Here is an 11,976-nt window from a genome sequence, read left to right as displayed (position 1 = left end):
AAGCCCCTCTTATTTTAATTCGACAACAGTCACGCCGCTGCCGCCTTCCCCTGCTTCACCGAAGCGTGTCCGCTTCACAGACCGGTGATTTTTCAAATAATCTTGAACACCTTTGCGAAGCGCTCCCGTTCCTTTGCCGTGAATGATCGAAACGCGTGGGTAGCCGGCGAGTAAAGCATCATCAATATACTTTTCTAACCGTGCCAATGCATCCTCGTAACGCTCGCCGCGCAAATCAAGCTCTAGGCTTACATGATAGTCTTTTCCACGAATCGTCGCGAGCGGCTTTGGCTCTGCTTTTTTCTCTGACTTTATAAATTGCAAATCGCTTTCTTTTACTTTCATTTTCATAATGCCAATTTGCACGTTCCATTCTTTGTCCCCAGCTTTTTCAAGCAGCGTACCTTTTTGATCAAAACTAAGCACTTTCACTTCGTCTCCCGGCTTCAATATCCGTTCTGAAGAGGCTGATTTCGTTTTTGGGGCTTTTTTCGCTTCCGGTACCGCTTCGGTCAGCCGTCTTTTAGCTTCAATCAATTCATGCTCTTTTACATCTGCCTGTTTCTCGAATCTCATCGTACGCAAATCACGGATTACTTCTTCCGCTTCCGCTTTCGCCTTCTCTACAATATCTGCCGCCTGCTTGCGGGCCTTCTCGGCAAGCTCCTCTTTATGAGCATAGTATTCCTGCATTTGTTTTTGCATTTCTTTATGGAACTGTTCCGCAAGCTTCAAATATTCGCGTGCTTCCCGTTCTTCATCTTCCGCTTTCCGGCGCGCCTGTTCAAGTGAAGCAATCATTTGATCTACTTCATTCGTATCCGCGCCAATCAAACCGCGCGCCTGCTGAATGATCGTATCATTGAGACCTAAACGGCTGGAAATCTCAAAGGCATTGCTTCGTCCTGGTACGCCAATGAGGAGGCGATAGGTCGGACTGAGTGTCTCTACATTAAACTCAACGCTCGCATTGACGACCCCTTCGCGATTATAGCCGTATGCTTTTAACTCAGGATAATGCGTAGTAGCAATGACTCTTGCTCCTCGATTATGCACATCATCAAGGATCGCCATCGCCAGAGCAGCCCCTTCCTGAGGGTCCGTGCCGGCACCAAGTTCATCAAATAAGACGAGGCTTTCATCGTCAACTTGCTTTAAAATATCTACAATATTCACCATATGAGATGAAAACGTACTCAAACTTTGCTCAATGGATTGTTCGTCCCCAATATCAGCAAAGACTGAACCGAATACCGCTGTTTCCGACCCGTCAAGCGCCGGGATAGGAAGTCCTGCTTGGGCCATTAATGTCGTTAAACCGACCGTTTTTAAGGTCACGGTTTTCCCACCGGTATTCGGTCCGGTAATTAAGATCGTTGTATATTCTTTTCCGAATTCAATATCATTTGCCACTGCTTCATCAATCGGCAACAGCGGATGGCGGGCCTTATTCAAACGGATATAGCCATCTTTGTTCACCAATGGCTTCGTGCCTTTAATAGCTCGGCCGAATTTTGCTTTCATAAACATAAAATCAAGCTCACCAAGCAAGCCAGTTAAATGATAAAGCTCTTCTCCATGCTGTTCTACTTCCACTGTTAACTCGGTAAAAATCCGTTCAATTTCTAATTGTTCCTTCAGCTTAAATTCACGGATTTGGTTATTCATTTGCACGATCGACTCCGGCTCAATAAATAACGTTTGGCCAGATGAAGACTGATCGTGCACGATACCGCCATAGTGTCCCCTGTACTCCTGTTTTACGGGGATAACGTAACGATCGTTTCTAATCGTAATGATTGTATCGGAGAGCATTTTTTGGGCGTTGCTTCCGCGTATTAAACTTTCAAGCTTGCCGCGAATCCGGCTTTCATTCGCTCGAAGCTGCTGACGGATATGGCGAAGTGTTTCACTCGCTGAATCAAGAACACCGCCGTGTTCGTCTACTGTATGTTTAATCCGGTGTTCAAGCGGTGTCAATACCGGCAGCTGTTCTGCTTTTTCAGAAAGGATCGGCAATTCTTCTTCTTCTTCAACTAAATCATGAATGAATTGCTTCATCATCCGTCCTGCATAGATGGTGCTCGCCACTTGAACAAATTCCATACCGTTCAGCATGCCGCCAATTTGTGCTCGCTTCACATGCGGACGAACATTATGAATTCCGCCCAGTGGTGCGTGTCCCTTTAGGCGAAGTACACGCGCTGCTTCATCGGTTTCTTCCTGAAGTCGAACCACTTCATCATAGGAAACAGATGGATTCAAGGCTTCTGCCTGTTCCCTTCCTAAGCTGGAGGCAGCATGTTCAGCAAGCTGCTGCTTAATTTTGTCAAACTCAAGAGTTTTTAATACTTTTTTATTCACGTAACAGGATTCCTCCCTATTTGTTTCGATTAATAAATGCTAAAAAATCTTCCTTACTGTACGTATTGAGCACCGTATCTGGACGAAGCCAGCCTTTTCTCGCTGCTTTTGCCCCAATTTCCATGAAATCTAAATGTTCAATAGCATGAGCATCTGTATTAATGATCACCTTCACACTGGCTGCCTGAGCTTTCTTTAAATGATCGGCAGATAAATCTAGCCGATAGGGATTGGCATTTAATTCCAGAGCTGTGTTGGTTTCCTTTGCCAATTCAATGAGCATATCAACGTCAACATCGTAGCCCTCACGACGGCCAATTAACCGGCCAGTCGGATGAGCAATTAAGTCAACGTATGGATTCATTAAAGCTGTTTTTAAGCGCTCCATAATCGTTTCCCGCGGCTGTGAAAAACTTGAATGAATCGAGGCAATCACAAAGTCCAACTGGCTTAAAATTTCATCGTCATAATCTAATGTAGCATCAGGCAAAATATCCATTTCAATGCCGGAAAGAATTTCAATATCGTTATAGCGGGCGTTGAGCTCGCGAATTTCCTCATTCTGCTTTAACAGCCGCTCAACTGACAAGCCATTTGCTACTTTTAAATAGCGGGAATGATCGGTAATTGCCATGTATTCATAGCCTCTAGCCCGACAGGCTTCTATCATTTCTTCAAGCGAATATGCCCCGTCTGACCAAGTCGTATGCATATGGACATCTCCCTTGATATCACCTAAATGAATGAGACGGCCAAATCCAGGAAAATCCTCTACTTCTGTTCCATCCTCTCGAATTTCTGGAGGGATCCATGGCAGATTAAAATGATGATAAAAATCCTCTTCCGTTTGGAATGTAGTTACTTCTCCTGTCTCAACCGATTCAACGCCATACTCACTAATCTTTTCCCCGCGCTCTTTCGCCAGCTGGCGCATACGGACATTATGATCCTTCGAGCCGGTAAAATGATGAAGCGTAGAAGCAAATTCTTCTGCTGTGACGATCCGAAAATCAACCGACACATCCCACTCTCCCTCGATGACAACGGAAACCTTCGTATCACCGGCTGCAATCACTTCTTTAATTCCGGGGAGCGAGAGTAGCTGCTCCTTCACGGCAGCAGCATTATCAGCTGCAATGATAAAATCAAGGTCCTTAATCGTTTCGCGAAGGCGTCTTAAGCTGCCTGCCCGTGAAAATCGCTGAATTCCTTTCATCTCAGCCAGGCGATTTTCAATCGATTCAGCAAGTGGCAGCATATACGTGATGGGGAGCCGCTCCGGGCGCTTTCCGGCTTCTTGGATAGCCGCTAAAATTTTTTCCTCGGTTTTAGCCCCAAACCCAGGCAGCTCCTGCACTTTTTTCTGCTCACATGCTTCTTGTAAATCAGCCATGCTTTTTACGTTCAATTCTTTATATAATTTAGCAATCTTTTTACCGCCAAGTCCCGGTAATTGCAGCAAAGGGACAAGCCCGGAAGGCACCTCATCCTGCAGCTCTTTTAAAACTGTCGATTCACCCGTTTCCAGGTATTCTTCAATGACGGCTCCTGTCCCCTTGCCGATTCCTGGAATCTTCGTCATATCCTCAATTTCTGTTAAGCTGCGCTCGTCCGTTTCTAGAGCGGCGGCAGCTTTTCGAAAGGCAGATACTTTAAACGGGTTTTCCCCTTTTAATTCCATATATATCGCTATCTTTTCCAGTAAACGGATAATGTCTTTTTTATTGATCATCGTCGTCACCATACTTTCAAAATCGATCTTTTTCTCCATTTTAATAGTAACAGAAAAGCCAGACAAAACAAAAACTTCTCTTTTAAAAAGAGAAGCGGTTCAGTTGGGCAAGCGGGTTAAAGTTTTTAAGCGCATCTGATAAATAAGGTGTATGATGTATCATATAATCGGCAATGAAAGAATCATTTATCATGGAAGAAATTCCAGAGGGCAGCAGCATACCGAGGTAGACAAGGACAAAGAGCACGAGGTACACTTCCACAAAGCCGAGAACCCCTCCGCCGACTTTATTCACTTCTCGTAAAATCGGAATATTCGCAAGCGCATTTACAAAAGAGCCAAGGATCGATAGCACAATTTTCACTAAAATAAAAATAAGAACAAAAGCAATGGCTCCATAATAAAAAGATTCAAAACCGGCTGCCACAAGACCAAACGCTGGATTTTGATCAACCGGCGGCATCGGGATCCAGTTTTTTAGCAGCGGGGCTACCTGCTCGCGAAGCGCAAGAGCAGCAATAATCGCGATAATGGAACCAGCTATGTGGAAAAACTGTAAAACAAATCCCCGTTTTAAACCAATTACAATACCGGCAACTAATAAAATAAGCAATACAATGTCAATCATGTTGTTCAGCCCTTCAATTCTTTTAATTGTTGCTTTAAGTGTTCTATTTCTTCTTGCAATTTTACATAGTCATGAACTGTATTCACCGCAGCTAATACAGCGATTTTATTTAAATCAAGCACAGGATTCTTTCTCTTAATTTCCCGCATCTTTTCGTCGACTAACTGAGCCACATGCCGGATATGACTTTTCGATTCCGTGCCGACAATTGTATAATGATGTCCGTATATGTCAACCGTAATCCGGTTTTTCTCTTCATTCGACAATGGAATGCCCCCATTCGTAAAGAATCCTATCTGTTATCATACCATGAGCAGGAATCCATGAAAAGCCGCAAGTATAAAGGAGAGTTTCTATATGAGCCACACTGTTTTAAACGTATCCAGCACCACCCTTTCGAAAATGAAAACCTATTATAATTCCCAATCTACTGGCAAGCTGCCAGCAGGAGCCGTCTTCGCAGCTAAAACGTCTGCCTGTGCGATTACCGGTTATCGTTCCGGTAAAGTTCTATTTCAAGGAAAGGATGCGCTGCTAGAAGCAGCCAAATGGCATGGGGAAAGTACAAAAGCAGCTCCTGTCAAGAAAAAGAAGCCCGTGTCCGCCCAGTTGCCATCCGGATTCTCGGAAATGTCTGTTATCGGCAGTGATGAAGTCGGCACAGGCGATTATTTTGGCCCGATCACAGTCGTCAGCGCTTTTGTAAGAAAGGAACAACTCCATGAACTGCAGTCAATAGGCGTCCGCGATTCCAAAGATTTAACAGACCCGCAAATTATCCAAATCGCTAAGAAAATTGCTAAAGTGGTACCATATAGCCTACTTGTTTTAAAGAACGAGAAGTATAACGAGCTTCAGCAAAAAGGCATGTCGCAAGGAAAAATAAAAGCGTTGCTTCATAATCAGGCATTGATTAACCTGCACAAAAAAATTCTTCCTGAGCGTCCAGATGCCGTGCTAATTGACCAGTTTGCCGAAAAGGATACGTACTATCGTTATTTAAAAGAACAAAAAGAAATTTTTCAGGAGAATGTGTTCTTTAGCACAAAAGGCGAAAGCATCCACCTTGCTGTTGCCGCTGCCTCGATCATCGCCCGTTATGCTTTTGTGAAACAAATGGACAATTTAAGCAGCGAAGCCGGTTTTCCGATTCCAAAAGGGGCTGGCAGTCACGTTGATGTTGCCGCTGCCCGCCTCATCAGCGAAAAAGGCGAAGAAGCCCTGCTTCATTTCACCAAAAAACACTTCGCCAATACCCAGAAAGCCCTGAAACTCGTGAATAAACGATAAAAAAACAAAGCCGGCCCTAATAAAGGTCCGGCTTTGTTTCTTCTTTCTCACGTTTATGCGCGTAATCTTGTTGATTGCGAGCGGAGTTCCCGGTTTTGTGAGCGCAACTTTGTCGATTGTGCGCGCATAGAACGAATTTATGAGCGCAAGTAAAAGCACTCCTGCCATTAGACAGGAGTGCTTAAAAAGAGTATTAGCTTCTTAATTCAGCTCCAGCTTTTTCTTTCAATGCTTCTAATACACCATCATGGACTTTTACTACTTCTTCGTCTGTTAGTGTTTTTTCTGGATCAAAATATTTGAGTGAGAAGGCAATCGATTTTTTGCCTGCCTCGATATGCTCACCTTCATACAAGTCAAATACGCGGACATCTTTTAACAGTTTTCCACCGGCTTCTTTAATAATTTCTTCCAGCTTGCCTGCTTCTACATTTGTGTCGACAACGAGAGCAATATCTCGAGTAATCGACGGGAAGCGCGGGATTGGTTCGTAAGTAACGGCTTCTGTTTCTGCTGTAAAGAGCGGGCTTAATTTTAATTCAAATAAATAGGTTTCTTTAATGTCTAAGTCTTTAGCCTGCTGTGGATGCACCTGCCCGACGAATCCAATCTCTTGGCCATCAAGCTCAATAGCTGCTGTTCGTCCTGGATGCATGCCGGCGATTTCTGCCTTTTTAAAGGCAACGCGCTCTAAAAGCCCCAGTTTAGCAAACAATCCTTCCAGTACCCCTTTTGCTACAAAGAAATCAGCTGCTTTATTTTCACCTTGCCAAAGGTTCTCTTCCCAAAGACCCGTGATGGCTCCAGCTAGATGCTCTTCTTCTGTTGGGAGCTCAGCACCTGATTCTTTCAAAAAGACGCTGCCCACTTCATAAAGGGCAAGTGAATCAATTTGACGCGCGTTGTTATACGAAACGACGCCTAATAACTGTGGAATGATGCTTAAACGTAAATAAGCATGCTCTTCACTCATTGGCATTGCAAGCTTGATTGGCTCACGTGACTCTAACGCGTATTCTTGCGATTTTTTCTCACTTGTTAATGTATAGGTGATGGCTTGATTGAAGCCAGCTCCTTCTAAAAAGCGGCGGACAGTGCGGCGCTTTTCTTGGTAATCTGTCAAGCCGCCAGGATACGTCGCGCCAACTGGAACAGTTGTCGGCAAGTGGTCATATCCATACAAGCGAGCGACTTCTTCCACAAGATCTTCTGCAATCGTAATATCACCGCGGCGAGTTGGCACTGTTACGATGAACTCCTCATTATCGGTTTTAACCTCAAATTTCAAGCGGCGGAAAATGTCTTCTACTTCTGCTGCTTGCAGATTCGTTCCAAGCACGCGATTTAATTTTTCAAGTGTAACAGAAACAACTTTTGGCTCGAGGTCGATTTCACCAGCAACCACGCTGCCTGCCAACACTTGACCGCCAGCGTACTGTGCCATCAACTGCGCAGCACGGTCAGCCGCTGCCTGCAAGCGATTCGGATCAACGCCTTTTTCAAAACGAGCACTCGCCTCTGAACGAAGGCCGTGATCTTTAGATGCTTGGCGAACACGCTGTCCGTTAAAATAAGCCGATTCAATTAACACCCTCGTTGTATCAGCTTCTACTTCGGAGTTTGCACCGCCCATTACACCAGCAAGGGCTACCCCTTCTTTGCCATTTGTGATGAGTAAATGCTCAGATGATAATGTGCGTTCTGCATTATCAAGCGTAACGAATTGTTCACCGTCCTGCGCACGACGAACAACAATTTCTTTTGAGCCTAACCGATCATAGTCAAATGCATGCAGCGGCTGGCCGTATTCAAGCAAAATATAGTTTGTAATATCGACAACGTTGTTATGCGGACGAATGCCTTCTGCCATAAGACGTGCTTGCATCCAAAGCGGCGATGGCCCAATTTTTACGTCTTTTACGATACGGGCGATATAAATTGGATTATCTTCTTTTGCTTCGATGCTTACCTTAATCCAATCTTCTGTACGCTCAGCAGCTTCCTCTACTTCAATTTCCGGAAGCTTCACTTCTTTATCCAGAATAGCGGCAACTTCATAAGCTACCCCGATCATGCTTAAGCAGTCCGAACGATTCGGCGTTAAACCTAGCTCTAGTACTTCATCATCTAAATTCAACTGTAAAAGTGCGTCTTCTCCCGGTGTGACATCGTTCGGAAAAACGAAGATGCCTTCAGAATATTCTTTCGCGACAAGCTTGCTTTCAATGCCAAGCTCCTGTAACGAACAAATCATGCCGTTCGATGCTTCGCCGCGCAGCTTCGCTTTTTTGATTTTGAAGTTACCTGGAAGGACGGCTCCTACTTTGGCAACCGCTACTTTTTGTCCTTTGTCTACATTCGGCGCTCCGCAGACAATTTGGACTGGTTCTTCTTCGCCGATATCCACCTGGCATACATTTAACTTATCGGCATTCGGGTGCTGTTCTTTTTCAAGAACGTGACCGATGACTACACCTTTAATCCCTGCACCAAGCATATCAACGCCTTCTACCTCAATCCCGCTGCGCGTAATTTTTTCTGCTAATTCCTTTGAGGGCATGCCATCTAAGTCGACATACTCGCTCAGCCATTTATATGAAACAAACATTGTTTACCCCTCCAGTTATTCATGTTCTGAAAATTGCTTTAAGAAACGAACGTCATTTGTATAAAAGTGACGAATATCATCAATTCCGTATTTCAGCATAGCAATCCGGTCGGGCCCCATACCGAATGCGAAGCCAGTATATTTCTTTGAGTCAAAACCAGCCATTTCTAATACGTTTGGATGCACCATACCGGCGCCTAAAATTTCAATCCAGCCAGTTTCTTTACAAATCCGGCAGCCTTTTCCGCCGCACATACAGCTCACATCTACTTCAACAGATGGCTCTGTAAACGGGAAGAAGCTCGGACGCAGGCGGATTTCCCGGTCTTCACCAAACAATTTTTTGGCGAATACTTCAAGCGTTCCCTTTAAATCTCCCATGCTGATGTTTTCATCTACAGCCAGGCCTTCAATTTGAGTAAATTGGTGAGAATGGGTCGCGTCGTCATTATCACGGCGGTACACTTTTCCTGGACAAATGATTTTTACCGGACCTCTACCTTCATGCTTTTCCATCGTACGGGCCTGAACTGGTGAAGTGTGGGTACGCAGCAAAATATCCTCCGTGATATAGAAAGAATCCTGCATATCCCGTGCTGGATGGCCTTTGGGCAAGTTCAATGCCTCAAAATTGTAATAATCTGTTTCTACCTCTGGCCCTTCAGCGATAGAATAGCCCATGCTGATAAACAAATCTTCAATTTCTTCTACAACCTTTGTAAGCGGGTGAGCGTTGCCTGTTCTGACCGGACGGCCAGGAAGCGTCACATCAATCGTTTCTTTTTCCAGCTGTTCTTGAATGGCTTTTTGCTGCAGGGCTGATTGTTTGGCTTCAATAGCTGATGCCACGGCAGCACGTACTTCATTCGCAAGCGCCCCCATTTTCGGACGTTCTTCCGCCGATAATTTCCCCATGCCTTTCAGCACTTCTGTAATCGGCCCCTTCTTTCCTACATAAGCGACTCGAATGTCATTCAGCTGCTTTAGATCTTCTGCTGCTTCCACTTTTGCGAGTGCCTCAGTTTGTAACTCTTTTAATTGCTGCTCCACTTGAAAAGTCCTCCTTTATTTTGTAGAACAAGTGCCTTTTGGCAGAAGTTCTTCATTATAATTGTTTTTTAACCAATAAAAAAAGCCCCGTCTCCCGGAAAGGGACGAGGCTTTGGTCGCGGTACCACCCTTTTTAACATGTAACACATGTTCACTTCATTGAGGTAACGGTTCTTCACCGGAGCACCTTTACGCCGAAAGCGGTCCTGATGCCGGCTCGAGAGGTGAACTTCACCCATTATTTCATAAAAGTGCTTGCAGTCTTCGGCACTTTCTCCCTGGAAGAAATGGCATGGGGTACTCTTCTCTGTCATTGCCTTTTTCATTATGTAATTACCGTTATTATAGTCAACGCCCGTAAAAAATTCAAACGTTTTTGAAAGAATGTTTAAAATGATACAACAAGATTCCCGCAGCAACAGCTACATTTAGCGATTCGCTTTTTCCATAAATCGGGATATACACATTGTTATCTGTTTCCTTCAATAAGGCTTCTTCCACACCGCTCCCCTCATTGCCGACGAGAAGGGCAAATGAATCTTCCACCTCTGCTTCGCGGTAGTCCGATGCCTGCTGCAGCGAGGTGCCAAACACCCGAATACCTTGCTCCTTCAATTGATGAACCGCTTCAAGCAGCGGCATTTGAATAAGGGGCAAGTGAAAATGACTTCCTTGAGCCGAACGCAGCACTTTCGGATTGTACGGATCGGCACAGCCTGTTCCGAGAATAACGCCATCGAGTCCTGCTGCATCTGCTGTGCGGATCATCGTGCCAATATTACCCGGATCTTGTACGGCATCAATTAACAAATAAGTACGTCCCTTTAGCGCCTCTGTCAGCTTCTGCTTACGGCAGACAGCAAATACTCCTTGACCTGCTTCTGTATCAGACAATGCTTTCGCGATTTCAGGTGTGACCATTGTCAGTTCTACATCGTCTACATTCCAATGTGCTGGAAGGGTAATGTCTTCTGATACGATTAGTTCCACGATGTCTTTTTTATGATATAATGCGGCTTCCACTAAATGAAAGCCTTCAAGAAGATACTGGCCCGCTTTTTCCCGTTCTTTCTTCGTCAACAGCTTTTTCCATTGCTTAACTTGGGGGTTTTTGATGGATTGGATAAATTTCACGCCGCTCACTCCTTTTCCTGTTTTCGCCGCTTCATTATAGCTTAATTTCTCCGCATAATGAATGGCAAGACGGGCGAAAATAAAAAAGATCACTTTGAAAAGGAGCGATCCACATGAATTTTAACTTGCGTAATGCCGTATTAGCTAACGTCTCAGGAAGTTCTCAAGACCAGTTACAACACACAATCGTTGATGCTATTCAGCGTAACGAGGAGAAAATGCTGCCTGGTCTTGGCGTCTTATTCGAAGTGTTCTGGAAAAATGCCGATGAGCAGGAAAAACAGCATATGCTACAAACATTGGAAGCAGGACTGAAATAACAATATGAAGTGATCCAAAGTCATTTTGGGTCACTTCTTTTATCTAAAGCTCTTTTGATAAAAAGGATGGGATCATCATCATGGACTTTTTCTATTCCCAACAATCTCTAACAGCCGTTCAATGGATTTTACGGGCTGTTGTTGCTTTTTTCTTTTTATTGGTCGTTGTTAAAATAATGGGCCGCCACTCCATTTCTAAATTAAGAATGATCGACTTTACCATGGCTTTATTGCTTGGCAACATCATTTCAGATCCCCTTTCCGATGAACGATTAGAGATGAGAGGCTCGTTGATTACCATTAGTGTGTTAGTCATTCTCTATTCGATCAGTGTATTCTTAACATTGAAATGGCACAAGCTTCGAAATTGGCTTGACCCTTCGCCGTTTCCTCTCATAAAAAATGGACAAATCATTTATAAAAATTTATCAAAAGCAAAAATATCGCTCAACTTCTTATTGTCTCAGCTAAGAAAAGAAAAGGTAACTGCTGTGCAAAAAGTAGCACTTGCCTTATGGGAACCAGACGGAAATATTTCCGTATTTCTGGAACCAAAGCATGAATCTGTTACCCGAGCAGACATGCAGCTGCCAGCAACGTCTTTTTCTTTTCCCTATCCGATTATTAAAGATGGACAAATTGATAATTCTGAGCTAAAAAAGATAGGAAAAGACTGGGAGTGGCTTGAACATAAACTGAAGGAGGACCATCACATAACGGTAAATGAGGTGTTGCTCGCTACTTTGGATCAAAGTGAGCAATTGAAGGTTTTACTTTATAGATAACCGGCCTTTCACTATGTAGATAACATGGATTGAAAACAACAAGTCTATCATCATTATAATTTGGT

Annotated in this window: 10 protein-coding genes and 1 other annotated feature; of the genes, 3 read left to right on the top strand and 7 right to left on the bottom strand. The window is 44.1% G+C overall.

The window, feature by feature from the left end; genetic code table 11:
• Positions 1 to 9: 9 nt before the first annotated feature.
• From A8F95_RS01080 to zapA, 4 genes are all read right to left on the bottom strand, one after another.
• Entirely contained in the window at positions 10 to 2,364 is a 2,355-nt protein-coding gene (locus A8F95_RS01080) for an endonuclease MutS2 (protein WP_065408859.1), read from the bottom strand.
• Between the two features lie 16 nt (positions 2,365 to 2,380).
• Positions 2,381 to 4,096 carry a DNA polymerase/3'-5' exonuclease PolX gene (polX, locus tag A8F95_RS01075; RefSeq protein ID WP_065409416.1) on the bottom strand — a complete coding sequence of 572 codons (1,716 nt, stop codon included), beginning with the start codon at positions 4,094 to 4,096 and terminating at the stop codon, positions 2,381 to 2,383.
• An 82-nt stretch (positions 4,097 to 4,178) separates the two neighbouring features.
• Complete coding sequence (locus A8F95_RS01070) at positions 4,179 to 4,724, bottom strand: CvpA family protein (RefSeq protein WP_065408858.1); 546 nt, start codon at positions 4,722 to 4,724, stop codon at positions 4,179 to 4,181.
• 5 nt (positions 4,725 to 4,729) lie between these two features.
• A complete protein-coding gene (gene zapA, locus A8F95_RS01065) occupies positions 4,730 to 4,990 on the bottom strand; it encodes a cell division protein ZapA (RefSeq protein WP_049663583.1) in 261 nt (86 codons plus the stop codon).
• Between the two features lie 91 nt (positions 4,991 to 5,081).
• On the opposite strand from zapA, the gene rnhC reads away from it, so the two are divergent.
• Positions 5,082 to 6,014, top strand: coding sequence for a ribonuclease HIII (gene rnhC / locus A8F95_RS01060; RefSeq protein ID WP_065408857.1), 933 nt, complete (start codon positions 5,082 to 5,084; stop codon positions 6,012 to 6,014).
• 193 nt (positions 6,015 to 6,207) lie between these two features.
• On the opposite strand, the gene pheT is transcribed toward rnhC, so the two are convergent.
• The 3 genes from pheT to A8F95_RS01045 form a co-directional block, all read right to left on the bottom strand.
• Positions 6,208 to 8,622, bottom strand: coding sequence for a phenylalanine--tRNA ligase subunit beta (gene pheT, locus A8F95_RS01055; protein ID WP_065408856.1), 2,415 nt, complete (start codon positions 8,620 to 8,622; stop codon positions 6,208 to 6,210).
• 15 nt (positions 8,623 to 8,637) lie between these two features.
• Positions 8,638 to 9,672, bottom strand: coding sequence for a phenylalanine--tRNA ligase subunit alpha (gene pheS / locus A8F95_RS01050; protein ID WP_049663588.1), 1,035 nt, complete (start codon positions 9,670 to 9,672; stop codon positions 8,638 to 8,640).
• A 97-nt stretch (positions 9,673 to 9,769) separates the two neighbouring features.
• Positions 9,770 to 9,995: a binding site (T-box leader), on the bottom strand.
• Between the two features lie 43 nt (positions 9,996 to 10,038).
• Positions 10,039 to 10,806, bottom strand: a complete 768-nt coding sequence (locus A8F95_RS01045; protein ID WP_065409415.1) for a TrmH family RNA methyltransferase — start codon at positions 10,804 to 10,806, stop codon at positions 10,039 to 10,041.
• 113 nt (positions 10,807 to 10,919) lie between these two features.
• Between A8F95_RS01045 and sspI the strand changes: the two genes are divergently transcribed.
• Both sspI and A8F95_RS01035 read left to right on the top strand, forming a co-directional pair.
• Complete coding sequence (gene sspI / locus A8F95_RS01040; protein ID WP_049663589.1) at positions 10,920 to 11,126, top strand: small acid-soluble spore protein SspI; 207 nt, start codon at positions 10,920 to 10,922, stop codon at positions 11,124 to 11,126.
• A gap of 80 nt (positions 11,127 to 11,206) precedes the next feature.
• A complete protein-coding gene (locus A8F95_RS01035) occupies positions 11,207 to 11,911 on the top strand; it encodes a DUF421 domain-containing protein (protein ID WP_065408855.1) in 705 nt (234 codons plus the stop codon).
• The last annotated feature ends 65 nt before the right edge of the window (positions 11,912 to 11,976 follow it).

Origin of the sequence: Pseudobacillus wudalianchiensis, assembly GCF_001685015.1 — a bacterium.
In the GTDB taxonomy this organism is placed as follows: domain Bacteria; phylum Bacillota; class Bacilli; order Bacillales; family Domibacillaceae; genus Pseudobacillus; species Pseudobacillus wudalianchiensis.
This window is presented reverse-complemented; position numbering and strand designations above follow the sequence as displayed.